We start from the raw sequence: 17,556 nt of genomic DNA on the forward strand, positions 1-17,556 counted from the left end.
CCCCGCTGCATTTTTCAGTTGCTTTACGCCGGTTGTTACCAGCTGTATTTATTGTCTGTAATCAGTTTGTCCGCAATTCTTCTGCGGGCATCTTTTGCATTAAACGGTTCTGCTTTGGTAAAGCGTTTGAGGCCCAGCAGCATCATACGTTGTTCATCGCCTTCCGCAAACGCATTGATAGCGTCTTTACCGGATTTATTGATTCGGTCGGCCGCATCGTAAATGAAGGTGCGTACAATATCGGCCTGCAGGGAAGCGGCGCTTTCACCTTTACTGTTGATGAGCTTAATGAGGCGAAGCAGCGCGCTTTCAGCCACAAAGGTTTCAATGGCCATATCGGCAATATCCATCAGGATCTCCTGCTCGTTTTCCAGCTTCACCATCAGTTTCTGCGCGGCGGCGCCGGCAGCCATGAGGATGGCTTTTTTGAAATTAACGATCATCTTCTTTTCCTTACTGAAGGCGCTTTCATCATCATTGCCAAAGTCGGGGATGCTCATCAGTTCCTTCATTACGTTCATGGCAGGCGTCATCAGGTCCAGTTTTCCTTTCATGGCACGTTTCAGTGTCATGTCGAGGGTGAGCAGCCGGTTGATCTCATTGGTGCCTTCAAAGATGCGGTTGATGCGGGAATCGCGGTAGGCTTTTGAAATGATGTATTCATCACTGAAACCGTTACCGCCATGAATCTGCACGCCTTCATCCACTACATAATCCAATACTTCGGAGCCGTTCACTTTCAGGATGGCGCATTCTACCGCATATTCTTCTGCTGCTCCAAGCAAAGCTTCATTGAATGGTTTACCTTCTGCCAGCAGTTCCTTTTCTTTTTCATCGATCAGCTGTGCCGTGCGAAAAAGCGCTGATTCCGAAGTCCAGGTACGGATAGCCATTTCCGCCAGTTTATGTTTGATAGCGCCGAAGTTGGCAATGGGTTGTTTAAACTGTGTGCGGGTATTGGCGTATTGTACGGAGGTATTGATACATTTTTTGGCGGCGCCCAATGCGGCGGCGCAAAGTTTCAGGCGGCCTATGTTCAGGATGTTGAAGGCAATGAGATGGCCTTTACCGATTACGCCCAGCACATTTTCAACGGGCACTTTGGCATCCTGGAAATAGATCTGCCGGGTAGAGGATCCTTTGATCCCCATTTTATGTTCTTCTGCACCAAGTGTAAAACCGGGTGTTCCCTTATCTACAATAAAGGCGGTGAATTTATCGCCGTCAATTTTCGCAAACACGGTAAACACATCGGCGAAGCCGGAGTTGGTGATCCAGCTCTTCTGCCCGTTCAGTATATAGTGCTTGCCGTCTTCTGTTAATTTGGCGGTGGTTTTAGCGCCCAAAGCATCGGAGCCGGAATCGGGCTCAGTAAGGGCGTAGGCACCTTTCATTTCGCCGGTGGCCAGCTTGGGAATATATTTCTGTTTCTGTTCTGCAGTACCAAAATAAAGGATAGGTAAAGAACCGATACCGGTGTGCGCGGCCATGGCAACGGAGAATGAGTGACCAGCGCCCAGTCCTTCGTTGATAATGGTAGCCGTTACAAAATCTTTACCCAAACCACCGTATTCTTCCGGGAAAGAAGCGCCCAGCAAGCCTTGTTCGCCGGCTTTTTCCAGCAGCGAGGGCATCAGTCCTTCTTCCAGTTTATCTATCCGCTCTACGATCGGTGTTATCTCTTTACTGATAAACTGATCTGCCATCTCTTTAATCATCAGCTGCTCTTCCGAAAAATCTTCGGGAGTAAACACTTCCTCAGGAGCACTCTCCTTAACCAGGAATTCGGCGCCTTTGAGCGCAGTCTTATTTTCAACTGTTGCGTCCATGTTGCTGTATTTTTAGTGGTTCTGTAATTTACTGAAAAAAGTATTAAGCAAAACCGGTCACCGGGAGGGCTAAACTGATTCCCCTGATACCTGCCTGTTAACTTACTGAATGTAAGCCAAATGCGGCATTCCTGTTAAAAGGAAGGGATTTTTAACAAAAAAAATAAGTTTGGAGGAAGGTTGTAAGCTAATAACGGGATTTTTCTGACAAGGTAATTCTATAGGAAGAAAAAGCCAGGGAATGGATACTCCCAGTTTCCACCATATATACGCCATAGTTGCGGCATAGTTGCGCCGGAGATCCCCCGTATCTATTTAGATATGGCGTATTGTCTTCTTTTTAGGAATCATAATATAAGCATAGGAGTAAACATCCATCCATTGGCCCCGTTGGTTGCCCTGGATAATCCTTTCCATCGTCATTAGGCATTTATTCAGTATCATTGTTCCCCTTTATGCCTGATTTTTATCTGTCATATTTGAAAAGCCGGTTTCATGGCACCGTGGAAGGTGCCGGGGAGGAGCTATTGATCTGTTTACACGGCTTTGGTGAAAGCGCTGCTCATTTTCGCCCGCTAACCGCTACACTTGGCGATACCTTCACACTGGTGGCGCTGGATATGCCCCTGCATGGCAGCACCCGGTGGGAGGAGGACCGCGTTTTTGAGAAAAATGACCTGGCAGCGCTGGTGGAAATGATACTGCAGCAACATGGAAAGGAACGTTTTTCCCTGTTGGGCTACAGTATGGGAGGGCGTCTTTCCCTGTGCCTGGTGGAAAAAATGGCCGGGCGGATCAACCGTCTCATCCTTGCAGCTGGGGATGGGCTGAGAAATAATCCCTGGCATATGTTTGTTACTCAAACTGCTGCCGGAAACAGGCTGTTTAAATACAATACATATCATCCACGGCTGTTTTTTACGTTATTACATACATGGAGAAAACTGGGATTGCTAAATCAGAGTGTATATAAATTTGCGTTGCACCGTATGAATGAACCGGGGAAAAGGGAATTGGTGTACAATGTATGGACCAATCTGCGCAGAATGATGCCGGATAAAAAGCAGTGTAAACAATTATTAGCCAGATATAACGTTCTAACTCTCCTGATATTCGGGAAATATGATCGTGTAATTCCACCTGTACTGGGCACCCGCTTTGCGGATGGTTCCTTTCCCTGTAAAATACTGGTAATGGAAAAAGGGCATCAGCTGATATCCGATCAGCTGGGGCTTATCATCAAAACAAATCTTTAACCTGGATGTATCTTTTTGTAATTATACTATTGGTGTTGGCTTTAGGGTATGGTATACTGATGCTGTGGTATACCCTGGGCTGGAAGCGCCTGAAAAGGTTTTCTCCTGCAGCGCCATCGGCCTGCCATACTTCCGTTACAGTGATCATTCCTGCCCGGAATGAAGCAGCCAACCTTCCAGCCCTGCTGGAAGCGTTGAAACGCCAGACCTATAATCCTGTCCTGCTGGAAATAATTGTGATAGATGATTTTTCAACAGATAATACTGCTGCTGTGGTGAGCAATTTCCCGGCAGCAAATGTTCATTTGCTGGAATTAAGGCAATATCTCAATGAAGAAGAACGGCTGAACTCTTTCAAGAAAAAAGCCATAGAAATCGCTGTCTCAAAAGCTACCGGCGACCTTATTGTAACCACAGATGCTGACTGTGTAATGGGACCGCGCTGGATTGAAACACTGGTGCAGTTTTACGAACATCATCAACCTAAATTCATTGCCGCACCGGTGAGCTTCTATAAAGAACATAACTTTTTCAAGAGATTGCAATCGCTCGATTTCATGACCATGCAGGGGATCACCGGCGCTGCGGCGCAACTGGCCTCCGGTACCATGTGTAACGGCGCTAACCTCGCCTATGAGAAAAAGGCATTCCTGGAAGTGGGAGGTTTTACAGGCATCGATAATATTGCCTCCGGCGATGATATGCTGCTGATGTATAAAATTTACAGCGCATATCCTGATAAGGTGAGTTACCTGAAATGTGAAGACGCTGTAGTGCGTACCCTGGCCGTAGATACCTTCAGGGATTTCATGAACCAGCGGATCCGCTGGTCGTCGAAGGCAGATAAGTATGAAGATAAAAGGCTTACCTGGGTACTGCTGCTGGTATACCTGTTTAACGCAGGTTTGTTGTCGCTGGCGGTAATAGCGGTGTTCCTGCCGGTATGGTGGCCGTGGTTCCTTATCATCATGCTGTTTAAAATAACCCTTGAACTTTATTTCCTGCTTCCCGTAGCGAAGTTTTTTAATAAAACAGAACTGCTGTTGTGGTTTATTCCCGGGCAGATATTTCATATTCCTTATATTGTTGTTGCCGGGTGGCTTGGGAAGTTTGGTAGTTATCAGTGGAAAGGCCGGCAGGTTAATTAAATCCTGGTTCTTTTGTCAGATATGCAGCCTTACTGGAAAAAATTATACCGTAACAAAGGTGCGGTGGCCGGTTTACTGGTGATCGCCATTGCTGTGTTTATCAGTATTACCGCCTATTTTATTGCACCGGATCATACGCCCAATGCCAATAGGATGGTGCTGGAAATAGAAGGCCAGCATCCTGGATTCCGGATCCATATGCTGGCGGTCTGGAAAGAACAGCCGGTACAAAAAGGAGCTGTTTATCGGCGGTTGCTATACGGCCAGGAATCTGATTTTACCTGGATCCCCATCCGTTCCTGGCAGTTCAGGGACAGCGTGCTGGTGGTACAGCATTATGTAGATGAATCTACCAGCAGGGAGGAAACCTACTTCCTGGCAAAGGTCTGGTATGCTGCTCCGCCGGATCATCCGCTGTCGTCAGAAGCATTACAGGAGAATATACAGAAGGAAAGGATCTTCTCCCGTACTTACTGGCTGGGCACCGACAAATTTGGCCGGGATATCCTGAGCCGGCTGCTGATTGGCACACGGGTGAGCTTAGGGGTAGGTTGTATCGCCGTAGTCATTTCCCTCAGTATTGGAGTGCTGCTGGGTGCTATTGCCGGTTATTTCAAAGGGCGTACAGATGATGTGGTGATGTGGCTGGTGAACGTAGTATGGTCTATGCCAACGCTGCTGCTGGTATTTGCGCTCACCCTGGCGCTGGGAAAAGGGTTCTGGCAGGTGTTTATCGCTGTAGGACTTACCATGTGGGTAGGTGTGGCCCGTATTATCCGCGGACAGGTACTGGCTATCCGGGAGCTGGAGTATGTGGAAGCCGCCAGGGCATTGGGTTACGGGCATGTGCGCATCATCGTTAAACATATTTTACCCAACATCATGGGGCCGGTAATGGTAGTAGCCGCGGGTAATTTTGCCACCGCTATTGTAGTGGAGGCCGGGCTCAGTTTCCTGGGGGTAGGTGTGCAGCCGCCGCAGCCTTCCTGGGGACTGATGATCAAAGAGAACTACAATTTCATTATTACGCATAATCCCCTGCTGGCGCTGGCGCCGGGTATAGCCATTATGCTTTTGGTGCTGGCTTTCAACCTGTTAGGCAATGGGCTGAGAGATGCGCTGGATGTGAGAAGTAAAATTTGATTTGTATATTAAAAAAAGCTAATTTCATGCTCCTATAACTGGAAATATGTTATTGAAAACCTGTCTCCCTGCCTTCTTAGCTATTTCAATGCTCACTTTTTCTTCCTGTAAAAAGAAGAAAAAAGATAATCCTGCACCAAATACACAGGAAGAAACACTGGCTTTTGAGCTGCCCGATGTGCAGGTAGGAAAGTATAATATGGTACAGGACAGCACTTATGCGCTGAAAGTGAATGTTACCAGCAAACTGCCTGACAAAGGGGTAAAGGTAACGTTGAATGTAGCCACAGAAACGGGTCTTATTCCTTTGCCGCAGGATGATATAGCCGATATTAAAACGACTCCTTTTACCATAACGCTCCGTCATCTGAAGCCGTTGAAAACATACGAGGTAACTATCAGGCTGGCTTCCCTGGGAAACACCGGTAATGTAACTCCTCCGCAGGTATTTTATCTCACCAATAAATCTGCAGAATAGCCGGGCAATTAAAATCCGCCTGTCCCGAATCTAAAATTGTGTAGGTTTGCAAGCTCGCAGACAAAGGAATCGTTTATGCAAATTGCTGTTAATGCCGCTTGTTTACGACAGGACATGCCTGCCGATACCGGGAAGGTGGCAACGGAAATAATACTGGCGATGTGCCGGCAGCAGCCTGCCCATCAGTTCACATTGTTTTTCGATGGAAAAATACCTGCCGGCCTGAAAGTACCGGCAAACGTAACCAACGTGGTGTTGCCGCTGAAAGGCAATAAGCCCTGGCACTTGTACTGGTGGCAGGAGTGGCAGCTGGTAAGGGCTATGAAGCCTTTCCGGCCGGATTTGTTCCTGGGCCTGGATGGAACGCTTCCTTTACGCAGCAGGATCCCGGCGGCATTGCTGCTGAGAGACCTTTCTTTTTTGCGGGACGCGGGTTTACAGCCAGCTGCGCAACAGCGGTCGCTGAAAAAGAATATCACGAAATACCTGGACCGGGCACGGCGTATAGCCGTACTGTCCAACGCTGCGGAGGAAGAGCTGCTGCGTTATGAGCCCGGTGTAAAAGATAAACTGACCCGGCTGGAAACAGGTATCAGCGAGCTTTACAGGCCGCTGGACTGGGAGGAGCGGGAAACGGTGAAAAGGGCTTTTGCAGGAGGAGCAGAATATTTCCTGGTAACAGGCAGCCTGCATCCCCGGAATAATATTATACCGGTACTGAAAGCGTTTTCGGCGCTGAAGAAACGGCAGCGCAGCAATATCAGGTTGGTACTGGCAGGTAGCGTAACCCCTGCAGGAGCAGAAATTGCTACCGCCTTACAGAGTTATAAGTTCCGGCAGGATGTGGTATGTATTGAAGATGCGGATGAAGAAACGCTTGCCCGGCTTACCGGTGGGGCTTATGCCCTCGTATATCCGTCGAGGTTTGAAGGACTGGCCTTACCCATCTATGCTGCGCACCGGTGCGAAGTACCGGTGATTGCGCTGGAAGGAGCCGCCGCAAGGGAGGCTGGCGGAGATGCAGTACTATATGCCGACCCTGCAAGTTTGGATGACCTGTCTGAGAAAATGAGTCTTTTGTATAAAGATGAACAATTAAGATCCCGTTTGCTGGCTAAGGTCCCTGCAGCGAAGCCTTTCAGCAGCTGGGAACATGCTGCGGAACAGTGGTGGGAACAGCTCACCGGCACTGCTTTTTCCAAAATCAGCAAATGATGGCTATTTTTGCGCTTTAATTGAAAATCATGAGTAAAGTATCTACCATAAAGATCCAGGTTGGACTGGACGATCAGAAAGTGCCCGAATCAATAGAGTGGAGCGCTACAGACAACAAAGACGAACGGATGATCAAGGCCAAAGGTATGATCGTATCTTTCTGGGACCCTGCAGAAAAAGCAGCGCTGCGTATTGACCTGTGGACAAAAGACATGATGGTGGATGAAATGGCCGACTTCTTTTTCCAGACCATGATGACGATGGCCGATACCTACGGTAGGGCTACTCCCTATAAAGACCAGGCCGACGATATGCGCGCTTTTGCCAAGGATTTCTTTAAGAAATTCCAGGACAAACAAGCGGCAGAAGAAGCAGGAAAATAATCCATTAAACCTAACCATATGTCATTAGAATTAAATATCAACGCAGAGATCAAAGCTGCGATGCTGGGTAAAAAGGAAGCTGACCTGCGCGCATTGCGTGCCATTAAAGCAGCGATCCTTGTGGCTAAAACAGCAGAAGGCGCCAGTGGCGACCTTTCAGAGGCAGAGGAATCCAAACTGCTGCAAAAGTTGGCAAAGCAAAGGAAAGACTCCCTGGAAATTTTCCGCACCCAGAACCGTGAAGACCTTGCAGTGAAAGAAGAAGAGGAACTGGCAGTGATTGAGCGCTTTCTTCCCAAACAAATGGATGAAGCAGAATTACGTACAGCCATTACTGATATTATCGCTTCCACCGGCGCCAGCTCACCTGCGGATATGGGTAAGGTAATGGGAGTTGCCACCAAACAACTGGCCGGTAAAGCAGATGGAAAAGCAATTTCCGCCCTGGTGAAAGAACTGCTTACTAAATAGTGCTGTCTGGTATTTAACTGGCTGAAAAGTGGACAATGGGCAGATAAGCATCTCCCTGAAAACAAAAAAATCAGGTAGTTAAATACCAGATTCCCTATATTTCTATCATGCCTATAGATATTATTTTTGCTATCATCATGGTTTTTGCCATTTACCGCGGATATACCCGTGGGTTGATAGTAGCCTTATTTTCTCTGGTAGCCGCTATATTGGGACTGGCGGCAGCTCTGAAACTAACCGCAATTACCGCATTATATGTACAGGAGCATTGGGAAATGCATTCCCGCTGGCTGCCTGTGATCTGTTTCGTATGCCTGTTCCTGGGAGTAATACTGCTCGTAAGGTTAGGGGCCGGCGCATTGCAGAAATTAGTGGAACTGGTAATGTTGGGCTGGCTGAATAAACTCGGCGGAATCCTGTTGTATAGCGTTATATTTATAATAATTTACAGTGTAGTGCTATGGATGGCTAACCAGGTATACTGGCTGAGCCCCGAAACAAAGCTCCAGTCTGTGGTATATCCCTATATAGAGAATATCGGCCCGTGGGTATTGGATCATATGGGAAGTGTGATCCCGGTTTTTAAGAATATGTTCACCGAATTGCAGTCTTTTTTTGAACAGGCAGCCCGGCATATTCAACCTGGGTAACTCGTTCCAAAGATTATTTAGATTAATAAAAAGAATTATTTTAGCGTAAAATTGACTTTCAAGATTTGGCAATGGATTACGAAATCAAAACACAGGGTAAGTTTAATTTTATAGAAGAAGGAGAAGGAGAACCGCTGGTATTATTGCATGGACTTTTTGGTGCTTTGAGCAATTTCTCGCACATGATTGAATATTTCCGGCAATATAACAAGGTTGTGATCCCGATGTTACCCCTGTACGATTTAAACATCCTGGAAACATCGGTAGGCGGCCTGGCCAAATACGTACATAAGTTTATTGAAGCCAGGGGATACAAAAATGTGCACCTGCTGGGCAATTCACTTGGAGGTCACGTGGCCCTTGTATACCTGTTGAAACACCCTGAAGCACCCGTAAAATCCCTGATCCTTACCGGCAGCTCAGGCCTGTTCGAAAACGGAATGGGTGAAACCTATCCTAAACGCGGCGACTATGAGTACATCCGCAAAAAAGCAGAACTTACTTTCTATGATCCGAAAATAGCTACCAAAGAACTGGTAGACGAAATGTTTGAGATAGTGAACAACCGCCTGAAAGTGATCAAGATCATCACACTGGCGAAATCAGCCATCCGCCACAACCTCGGAGATGAACTGAAAGATATCCAGCAACCAACCTTACTGATATGGGGCCAGAATGATACGGTTACACCTCCTATGGTTGGCGAAGAATTTAAAAAACTGATACCTAATTCTGAACTGCAGTTTATTGATAAGTGCGGCCACGCTCCCATGATGGAGGTACCGGAAGAATTCAATAAGATCCTGCACGCTTTCCTGGAAAAACTAAAGCTTCAACCTGCCAGTTAAACCGGCACTCTTAAGGCAGCTCTGCAACTGTGCTCACAGGCGCAGTGATTTCGCGTACATGTAATTTCTTTTTCTGTTGGCATATTCTTTACTATTATTGTATCAGAATACGCTAACATGATCGCCAGAGAACTCATATCTTCAGTACCTGTTCTGCATCCCTCGGATTCAGGAACAAAGGCGCTGCGCCTGATGAACGAATACCATCTGACGCAACTGCCAATGGTAGTAGATAGCAAATACCTGGCCCTGGTGGAGGAAGACGATATCATGGATATTGAGGATCCGGATGTACCCCTGGAATCTATGGAGTACAGCAGTACCCGCCCGGCTGTCATGGAATATGCTCATCTCTTTGAAGCACTTAAACTTTTTTACGATTTTAAATTGTCTGCGCTCCCGGTAGTGAACAAGGAAAGCGAGTACCTCGGTATCATTACCAAGGATAACCTCCTTGCGGCTTTGGCAAGATATAACGGCGTGAAGGAGCCCGGCGGTATCGTGGCCTTTGAAGTAGACCCGCGCGATTATGCCCTCAGTGAAATTGCCCGTATTGCCGAATCAAACGATGTTACGCTCCTGAGTGTAAACACCATTACCAATCCCGTTACCGGCAGACTGGAAGTAGTGCTCAAAACAAACCGCCAGGAACTGCAGGGCCTTGTAGCCACTTTTGAACGCTTCAACTATGTGATCAAATACATCTTTGCCGAAGAACCGGAAGAAGAAGTGCTGAAGAAAAACTACGATCTGCTGATGAACTACATCGGCATGTAACGCGCGAATTTTGTCTGACTCAGGATTTTGATGATTACGCTGATTACACTGATTTTTATAAATAATTAAGGGAGATGAAAGCGAAATATTGCTTTTATCTCCCTTAATTATTTATAAATGCTATCCTTTAAAAATTAAAAAAATAAAATCAGCGTAATCATCAAAATCCTGAGTCAGACAAAATCCGCGTAAAGCAAAATCTGTTATATTTGAGTATTGTCAACACTTTTAAAACATTTCAAGGACCTACATGCTGAAATGCTGTTACTACCTGCTGGCCCTCGTATGCCTGTTGGGGATTGTGATACCGGAAAATGCAGAAGGCCAGTCGGCGCCCGTAACGGATACCAGCTACCTGGTAGTGCGTAATATCCTTGTTTCCGGTAATAAGAAAACCCGGACTTCCATCATCCTCCGGGAAATAAGCACTGTGCCGGGAGATACCATCTACCTGCGGGACCTTGCCAACACCCTCGAAGAAAGACGTAAACAACTGCTCAATACCTCCCTGTTCCTCAATGCCACTGCCAATGTTAAAAACTGGACCGGTAATGAAGCCGACCTGGTATTTGAAGTATGGGAACGCTGGTACACCTTTGCCTATCCCATTTTCAAACTGGCAGACCGTAACTTCAACCAGTGGTGGGTAGAAAAGAACCACAGCCTTAGCCGTATCAACCTCGGTGTAAGCGGTACCCAGGAAAACCTGACCGGCCGTAATGATGAATTGAATGCCGCCATACAGTTTGGTTACACCCAACGGTTCGCACTGCAGTACAATGTACCTTATATCGATAAACATTTCCGTCATGGTCTAGGTATCATCGCATCCTATAACCGTAACCGTGAGGTGAACGACAGCACCAGCAACAACAAACAGCAGTTTTTCCGGAAAGATGATTTCCTGCGGCAGGTATATCTTGTGGGGCTCAACTACAGCTACCGCAGGGCCATTAATGCCCGGCACCAGGTGTTTGTAAATTATAACTATGAGAAAATAGCCGATTCCGTAGCTATCATTAATCCTAATTACCTTGGGAAAGGCCGTACCAATGTACGTTTCATCGATATCACCTATCGTTTCACCTATATTAAGGCAGATAGCTGGGTATATCCTCTCAAGGGGTTCCGGCTTCTGGCAGAAGTGGGCAAAAAAGGAGTAGGGCCATGGAATGATGTGGATGATGTGCATTTCCGGCTCAATATGGCCAAATACTGGCAGCTGCGCCCCAAAACCTTTGCAGCACTGGGCATTCGCAGCGCGGCAAAACTCTCTAACGATCAGCCGTATATTAACCAGCAGGCGCTGGGTTACCGGGATGATTACCTGCGCGGACTGGAATATTATGTAATAGATGGTACCAGCTTCGCCATTCTCAAATCCACTCTCCGGCAGGAACTTATTTCTTTTAAAGTAAAGCTTCCCATTGTTCCGAAAAAATTTAATACCGTTCCCGTACGCATCTTCGCCAAAGCCTTTGGCGACGGAGGTTACGCCTATAATAAGTTTCCCGGCAACAGCTTCCTGAATAACCGCTTCCTTTATACCGGCGGTATCGGGCTCGACATCGTTTCCTTCTATGATACCTGCCTGCGGATCGAATACAGCTTTAACCAGTTAGGGCAAAAAGGACTATTTTTACACACGAGCGTGGATATGTAGGTCTTCAGAGCCGATCGTTAAAAGCTTAAAAAATTATGCAGGTAGCACTTTATAGCAGGGGATTTATTACAGAAGATATTTCAAACATCCGCTTATTGCTGGAGGAATTAAAGCGGGCAGAGATAACAGCCATCATCTATGAGCCTTTTTATCATACCCTGCAGCAACACATTCCTTTCGACAACGCACCAACGCTGTTTTCCTGCGCGGAAGACCTGCCGGGAAAGATCGACTTCCTGGTGAGCCTTGGCGGGGACGGCACTTTGCTGGATACCGTTTGTTACGTACGTGATACCAACATCCCGGTTATAGGGATCAATTTCGGCCGCCTGGGCTTCCTGGCCAGTATTGGTAAGGATGAGATCCATGCACTGGTACAGGCGCTGCTGAACCGCACTTACGTGGTAGACCAGCGGTCGCTGCTCCATCTGGACGCCAACATTCCCTTGTTTGGAGATGTGCCTTACGCGCTTAATGAATTTACGATCCATAAAAAGGATACCTCGGCAATGGTGAAGATCCATACTTACCTGAACGGGGAATTCCTGAACACTTACTGGGCAGACGGACTGATTGTGGCCACTCCAACGGGGTCTACAGGTTATTCCCTCAGCTGTGGCGGCCCTATCGTGTTCCCGGACGCGGGCAATTTTGTGATCACGCCTGTAGCGCCTCATAACCTGAACGTAAGGCCTATTATTGTACCTAATGATAACATCATTTCCTTTGAAGTGGAAGGCCGCAGCGACCAGTTTCTCTGTACTCTCGATAGCCGTATGGAAACCATTGATAACCGGGTACAGCTGGCTATAAAAAAAGAACAGTTCAAACTGAGCCTGCTCCGGCTGGACGACAGCAACTTCCTGCATACCCTCCGTAACAAATTACTCTGGGGAATTGATGCCCGGAATATGATTAAAATATAGAATTGTAAAATATATTGTTACATTTACAAATATATTGTCTGCTGATTGTAATATTAATTATGCCCCGTGAAGCGTGCACCCGCTAAATAAGTAAGCATAATGATCAGCTATACATTAAATAAATCCGGCATTTTAGCGTTTAAGTAGAACTGATTTATGCTGAAACTTCTATATTCCCAATACATCGTCTTTTTATTGCTGGTATCGGCAGGTTGCTTGGTTGCCGGACGTGCTGCTGCGCAGAATGAGCTGCAATATGTGGGGGAGTTGGGCTTTTCCGTAGGCGGGGCGCAGTATTTCGGAGACCTGAACACCCGGGGAGCTTTAAATACCCTGAAACCTGCTGTGGGCATTTATTACCGCAAATACATGAACGATTACGTGGGCCTGCGCGCTCATGCCCGGTTTATGCAACTGGGTTATTCTGATGTGTACAGTAAGAACGAATTCCAGCAACGGCGGAACCTTAGTTTTAATACAAACCTGTTTGAATTGTCGCTCCAGGGGGATTTTAATTTTTTCCGCTTTGAGCCCGGCAGTTTATATGAACGTTTCTCACCTTACCTGACCGGAGGGGCAAGTATTTTCCATTATAACCCCTATGCTTATCTTGATGGGGTTAAATATTTTTTGCAGCCGCTGGGTACTGAAGGGCAGGGGACAGCCCTGTATCCTGAAAGGAAGCCTTACAGCCTGGTTTCGTATGCCTGGCTGATTGGCGGCGGTTTTAAATATAATATTTCCAAAAAAGTGAATGTGGGCCTGGAAGCCCTGTACCGGTTTACGCAAACGGATTACCTGGACGATGTAAGCACTACTTACGCCGGTCCCGCTGCTTTTCCGGCGCTTCCAAACGGGCAGACCACTGTGGCGGCGCAGCTGCAGGACAGGTCTTCCGTGAAAGGCAGTCCTATCGGGGTGATAGGGCGGGAGCGGGGAAACAGCCGGGATAAGGACCAGTTCGTTACCATTGAATTAACGATCAGTATTCTCTTTACTTCCTACAACTGTAAATTCTAAAATAAAAAATACTTTCTGCGGGTGGGCTTTCCGTACCTGCCAACCGCCATGATAAGTCTCTGAATTTGCTTAAATCCCCACTGGTATTGATTTCGCTGTTAAAACTACGTTAAAACACCTTCTTAGGCTTTGCCAAAAAAGTCATTACTCTATTTTTGTATCTTTGCACCCTTTTAGTAGATCTGTTATAATACGCCTGACACAAATGAGCTTGAAGGAAAAATTGGACTTACAACGGTTGCCGCGCCATATAGCCATTATTATGGACGGGAACGGCCGTTGGGCAAAGGAGCGGGGACAAGACAGGCTGTACGGGCACCACGAAGGGGTGGAAAGTGTGCGTAACATAGTGACGACCTGTGCAGAGCTTGGGATAGGTTATCTGACCCTATACGCGTTTTCTACTGAAAACTGGGACCGCCCCGTTTATGAAGTTAATGGCATTATGGAACTACTCGTAAACACTATCCGCATGGAAGTGAATACGTTATCAAAAAATAATATCCGGCTGAGCGTAATTGGCGACATGGAAATGCTGCCTCCCCAATGCCAGCGGGAAATGGAGGAGGCCATTGCCCTAACCAGCCAGAATACCGGCCTCAATCTCATTATGGCTCTCAGCTACAGTGCAAGGTGGGAAATCGTGAATGCAGCCAGGAAAATAGCCCTGGATGCGAAAAATGGAGCCCTGGACCCGGCAGCTGTAACGCCTGAGATATGGGAAAAATATCTCTGTACAGCCGGTCTGCCGGACCCTGAATTAATGATCCGTACCAGTGGAGAATGCAGGATCAGTAACTTCCTACTATATCAGCTGGCCTATGCGGAACTGTATTTTACAGATACCCGGTGGCCGGACTTCCGCAATGAACATCTTTACCAAGCCATCTTAAATTACCAGACCAGAGAACGGCGCTTTGGCAAAACAAGCGAACAAATTCAGCAGAATGAAGAAATTATTTCCTAAGGGCCTTCTGGCTATAGCATTATGTTGCAGTGCAGGCATTCGTGTATCCGCTCAGCAAAAAGATACCGTGCCTCCTACGCAGCCGCCTGCTAATCCGCCGGCCGTTTCTCCTATTAACACAGGCGTCCCGCAACAGTATGAAATTGCCGAAATCACCGTTGCCGGTACCCAATACCTGGATAAATCACTGCTGTTGTCGCTCTCAGGCCTCAATGTGGGTGATAAAGTTACTTATCCGGGTGGCGACCAGTTCACAAAGGCAATTCAGAGCTTATGGTCACAAAGACTCTTTGCCGACGTAACTATTTATGTAACCAAAATAGAAGACAATAAGATCTGGCTGGAAATAGGACTAACGGAAATGCCCCGTATGTCTACATTCGCTTTTAAGGGAATCAAAAAAACAGAAGCAGATGATATCACCACCAAAGCCGGTTTGCGTAAGGGAAATGTGATCACACAAGCCCTGAAACAAAACGTGATCGGTGTTGTACATAAATTTTATGCAGATAAAGGATTCGGAAATGCTACCGTTAAGATCGAGGAAAGAAGCGATACCGGGCAGGTAAACTCCAAACACCTCATCTTTAATGTTACCAAAGGCAGTAAAGTACGTATCCAGGATATCAATATCGTTGGCAACGAAAATATAGCCGACTCCAAGATCAAGAAGAAGATGAAAGGGACCAAGGAAAAGTCCCGCTTTACGCTTCATCCTGACATGGAGCACGTATACGTGGACTCCCTGGCGCAACCGGACGATTTCTGGCAAACATATGGCTTCCTGCAGCCCACCCGCGCATTTGAGAAACTGGACCCTTATTTCCGCTTTAAGCTGTTCAGCTCTGCAAAATTCAATGAAAATAAATACCTCGAAGATAAAGGTAAAGTGATCGGTCTCTATAACTCCAAGGGTTACCGCGATGCGGTGATCGTGAGGGATACCACTTACAAAACCCATTCACAGAACCTGAATGTGGACATGCAGATCTCCGAGGGTAAAAAATATTATTTCGGTGATATTACCTGGAAAGGAAATACCCGTTATTCCGACTCTGTGCTGACCCGCATCCTGGGCATCAAAAAAGGAGATATCTATAACCTGGAACTGCTGGAAAAAAGGATCGGTAAGCAAATGTCGCAGGAAGGCGGAGACATCAGCGGCTACTACATGGACTATGGCTACCTGTTCTTCCAGATCGATCCGGTGGAAATCGGTATCCGTGGCGATACCATCGATTACGAGATCCGTTTGCGTGAAGGGCCGCAGGCTACCATCAAGGAAGTTCGTATAGCCGGTAACGAAAAGACCAACGAGCACGTGATCCGTCGTGAGCTCCGCACCATTCCGGGCGAGAAGTTCAGTCGCCAGGACCTGATCCGTTCCAACCGTGAAATTGCCAACCTCGGCTTCTTCAACCCTGAAAAGATTGGTATGAACCCTGTGCCCAATGTACAGGATGGTACCGTGGATATTGATTATACCGTGGAAGAAAAAGCAAACGACCAGCTGGAACTGTCTGCTGGTTGGGGTGGTTATATCGGTTTAACCGGTACGCTCGGGGTTACGTTCAATAACTTCTCGCTGCGTAATATCTTCAAGAAAGAAACCTGGGATCCGCTGCCTAGCGGCGACGGACAGAAACTGTCTGTTCGTGTATCCTCCAACGGTAAGGCTTACCGCTCCTATAACTTCTCTTTCACCGAGCCATGGCTGGGAGGTAAGAAAAGGAACCAGTTTTCTGTAAGTCTTTATAGCAGCTACCAGAACCCTTACGCTTATAATGATTATTACAAGCTTCCCGGCGACACCACCACTTCAACGAATGGTCACTTCAAGGTGCTGGGTGCTTCCGTATCACTGGGTAAACAGCTGAAATGGCCGGACGACTATTTCACACTGATCTATTCAGTAAACTATCAGCAGTATAAACTGAAAAACTATAACTACTTCGGTATTCCCGGGTTTGAAAGCGGTACTTCCAATAACGTGAACATCAAGCTGACACTGTCCCGTTCTTCCGTGGATCAGCAGATCTTCCCGCGCAGTGGTTCCAACTTCATGGTATCTGCGCAGTATACGCCGCCATACTCCCTGTTTAATCCCGACAAGGATTACTCCAAGGAGCCGGCTTCCGAGCAGTTTAAATTCATTGAGTACCAGAAATACCGCTTCAATGCAGAGTGGTATGTGCCTTTGAGCCGCCCAATGGGCAGCGACAACAAAACTTTCGTATTGAAAGTAGCCGCGAAATTTGGTTACATTGGCCGCTACAACAACCGTACAACCCTGTCGCCTTTTGGCCGGTTTGAAATGGGTGGTGATGGTTTGAGCAACTTTGCGATCTACGACCGCGATATCATCTCCCAGAGAGGTTACCCGGTGTATTATACCTCCGATCCGAGCATCAATCCTGAAAACGGTCAGCCTGCCAACTATTCCGGCTTCACCGTATTCAATAAATATGTGATGGAACTGCGCTATCCGTTCAGTTTGAATCCCAGCTCTACCATCTTTGGTTTGGCCTTCCTGGAAGCAGCCAATGGTTATAAGGACCTGAATGAGTACAACCCGTTCAGATTACGCCGTTCTGCCGGTATTGGTATGCGTTTTTACCTACCGATGTTTGGATTGCTCGGATTTGACTATGGTATCGGGTTTGACCGTCTTCAACCGGGTGGTGGTTTGAAAGACGCTGCTAAGTTTACGTTTATGCTTGGCTTCGAACCAGAATAATGTGGAAAATAATTATATATTGCAAGTTTAACCGTCATTAGGTTT

The 17,556-nt window shown here is 47.0% G+C and carries 16 protein-coding genes; 15 read left to right on the forward strand and 1 reads right to left on the reverse strand.

Annotation, left to right across the window (positions count from 1 at the left end; genetic code table 11):
* Positions 1 to 35: 35 nt before the first annotated feature.
* Entirely contained in the window at positions 36 to 1,829 is a 1,794-nt protein-coding gene (locus FN124_RS11225) for an acyl-CoA dehydrogenase FadE (RefSeq protein WP_142684810.1), read from the reverse strand.
* 479 nt (positions 1,830 to 2,308) lie between these two features.
* On the opposite strand from FN124_RS11225, the gene FN124_RS11230 reads away from it, so the two are divergent.
* From FN124_RS11230 to FN124_RS11300, 15 genes are all read left to right on the forward strand, one after another.
* Positions 2,309 to 3,085, forward strand: coding sequence for an alpha/beta fold hydrolase (locus tag FN124_RS11230; RefSeq protein ID WP_185937164.1), 777 nt, complete (start codon positions 2,309 to 2,311; stop codon positions 3,083 to 3,085).
* A 5-nt stretch (positions 3,086 to 3,090) separates the two neighbouring features.
* Entirely contained in the window at positions 3,091 to 4,233 is a 1,143-nt protein-coding gene (locus FN124_RS11235; protein WP_142684812.1) for a glycosyltransferase, read from the forward strand.
* A 21-nt stretch (positions 4,234 to 4,254) separates the two neighbouring features.
* A complete protein-coding gene (locus FN124_RS11240; RefSeq protein ID WP_142685538.1) occupies positions 4,255 to 5,376 on the forward strand; it encodes an ABC transporter permease in 1,122 nt (373 codons plus the stop codon).
* Positions 5,377 to 5,422: 46 nt separating this feature from the next.
* Positions 5,423 to 5,854 (forward strand): hypothetical protein, encoded by a 432-nt coding sequence (locus FN124_RS11245; protein WP_142684813.1) that lies wholly within the window; start codon positions 5,423 to 5,425, stop codon positions 5,852 to 5,854.
* A 75-nt stretch (positions 5,855 to 5,929) separates the two neighbouring features.
* Complete coding sequence (locus FN124_RS11250; RefSeq protein ID WP_142684814.1) at positions 5,930 to 7,069, forward strand: glycosyltransferase family 4 protein; 1,140 nt, start codon at positions 5,930 to 5,932, stop codon at positions 7,067 to 7,069.
* A 29-nt stretch (positions 7,070 to 7,098) separates the two neighbouring features.
* Entirely contained in the window at positions 7,099 to 7,452 is a 354-nt protein-coding gene (gene gldC, locus FN124_RS11255) for a gliding motility protein GldC (protein WP_142684815.1), read from the forward strand.
* Positions 7,453 to 7,470: 18 nt separating this feature from the next.
* Positions 7,471 to 7,923: a GatB/YqeY domain-containing protein gene (locus FN124_RS11260; RefSeq protein ID WP_142684816.1), complete on the forward strand. Its 453-nt coding sequence runs from the start codon at positions 7,471 to 7,473 to the stop codon at positions 7,921 to 7,923.
* A gap of 107 nt (positions 7,924 to 8,030) precedes the next feature.
* On the forward strand, positions 8,031 to 8,573 hold the full coding sequence (locus FN124_RS11265; protein ID WP_142684817.1) for a CvpA family protein: 543 nt from the start codon (positions 8,031 to 8,033) through the stop codon (positions 8,571 to 8,573).
* Positions 8,574 to 8,644: 71 nt separating this feature from the next.
* Complete coding sequence (locus FN124_RS11270) at positions 8,645 to 9,421, forward strand: alpha/beta fold hydrolase (RefSeq protein WP_142684818.1); 777 nt, start codon at positions 8,645 to 8,647, stop codon at positions 9,419 to 9,421.
* Positions 9,422 to 9,538: 117 nt separating this feature from the next.
* Positions 9,539 to 10,198 (forward strand): CBS domain-containing protein, encoded by a 660-nt coding sequence (locus tag FN124_RS11275; RefSeq protein ID WP_142684819.1) that lies wholly within the window; start codon positions 9,539 to 9,541, stop codon positions 10,196 to 10,198.
* A 250-nt stretch (positions 10,199 to 10,448) separates the two neighbouring features.
* Positions 10,449 to 11,861, forward strand: coding sequence for a POTRA domain-containing protein (locus tag FN124_RS11280; protein WP_142684820.1), 1,413 nt, complete (start codon positions 10,449 to 10,451; stop codon positions 11,859 to 11,861).
* A gap of 35 nt (positions 11,862 to 11,896) precedes the next feature.
* Complete coding sequence (locus FN124_RS11285; RefSeq protein WP_142684821.1) at positions 11,897 to 12,787, forward strand: NAD kinase; 891 nt, start codon at positions 11,897 to 11,899, stop codon at positions 12,785 to 12,787.
* Between the two features lie 156 nt (positions 12,788 to 12,943).
* The gene (gene porG, locus FN124_RS11290) at positions 12,944 to 13,807 is read left to right on the forward strand and encodes a type IX secretion system protein PorG (protein ID WP_142684822.1); all 864 of its coding nucleotides are present in this window, start codon (positions 12,944 to 12,946) and stop codon (positions 13,805 to 13,807) included.
* Between the two features lie 205 nt (positions 13,808 to 14,012).
* A complete protein-coding gene (gene uppS / locus FN124_RS11295) occupies positions 14,013 to 14,774 on the forward strand; it encodes an undecaprenyl pyrophosphate synthase (protein WP_142684823.1) in 762 nt (253 codons plus the stop codon).
* On the forward strand, positions 14,755 to 17,511 hold the full coding sequence (locus FN124_RS11300) for a BamA/OMP85 family outer membrane protein (RefSeq protein WP_142684824.1): 2,757 nt from the start codon (positions 14,755 to 14,757) through the stop codon (positions 17,509 to 17,511). The genes uppS and FN124_RS11300 overlap by 20 nt, the downstream gene beginning before the upstream one ends.
* Positions 17,512 to 17,556: the final 45 nt, after the last annotated feature.

Origin of the sequence: Chitinophaga polysaccharea (genome assembly GCF_902150045.1) — a bacterium.
Taxonomy (GTDB): Bacteria; Bacteroidota; Bacteroidia; order Chitinophagales; family Chitinophagaceae; genus Chitinophaga; species Chitinophaga polysaccharea_A.

Excerpts from the sequence above, each read along its gene's own strand:
- FN124_RS11250 (WP_142684814.1), top strand. The coding sequence starts at position 5,930 with ATGCAAATTGCTGTTAATGCCGCTTGTTTACGACAGGACATGCCTGCC.
- FN124_RS11265 (WP_142684817.1), top strand. The coding sequence starts at position 8,031 with ATGCCTATAGATATTATTTTTGCTATCATCATGGTTTTTGCCATTTAC.
- FN124_RS11280 (WP_142684820.1), top strand. The coding sequence starts at position 10,449 with ATGCTGAAATGCTGTTACTACCTGCTGGCCCTCGTATGCCTGTTGGGG.
- FN124_RS11240 (WP_142685538.1), top strand. The coding sequence starts at position 4,255 with ATGCAGCCTTACTGGAAAAAATTATACCGTAACAAAGGTGCGGTGGCC.
- FN124_RS11235 (WP_142684812.1), top strand. The coding sequence starts at position 3,091 with ATGTATCTTTTTGTAATTATACTATTGGTGTTGGCTTTAGGGTATGGT.
- FN124_RS11285 (WP_142684821.1), top strand. The coding sequence starts at position 11,897 with ATGCAGGTAGCACTTTATAGCAGGGGATTTATTACAGAAGATATTTCA.
- uppS (WP_142684823.1), top strand. The coding sequence starts at position 14,013 with ATGAGCTTGAAGGAAAAATTGGACTTACAACGGTTGCCGCGCCATATA.
- FN124_RS11245 (WP_142684813.1), top strand. The coding sequence starts at position 5,423 with ATGTTATTGAAAACCTGTCTCCCTGCCTTCTTAGCTATTTCAATGCTC.
- FN124_RS11275 (WP_142684819.1), top strand. The coding sequence starts at position 9,539 with ATGATCGCCAGAGAACTCATATCTTCAGTACCTGTTCTGCATCCCTCG.
- FN124_RS11225 (WP_142684810.1), bottom strand. The coding sequence starts at position 1,829 with ATGGACGCAACAGTTGAAAATAAGACTGCGCTCAAAGGCGCCGAATTC.
- FN124_RS11300 (WP_142684824.1), top strand. The coding sequence starts at position 14,755 with ATGAAGAAATTATTTCCTAAGGGCCTTCTGGCTATAGCATTATGTTGC.
- porG (WP_142684822.1), top strand. The coding sequence starts at position 12,944 with ATGCTGAAACTTCTATATTCCCAATACATCGTCTTTTTATTGCTGGTA.
- gldC (WP_142684815.1), top strand. The coding sequence starts at position 7,099 with ATGAGTAAAGTATCTACCATAAAGATCCAGGTTGGACTGGACGATCAG.
- FN124_RS11260 (WP_142684816.1), top strand. The coding sequence starts at position 7,471 with ATGTCATTAGAATTAAATATCAACGCAGAGATCAAAGCTGCGATGCTG.
- FN124_RS11270 (WP_142684818.1), top strand. The coding sequence starts at position 8,645 with ATGGATTACGAAATCAAAACACAGGGTAAGTTTAATTTTATAGAAGAA.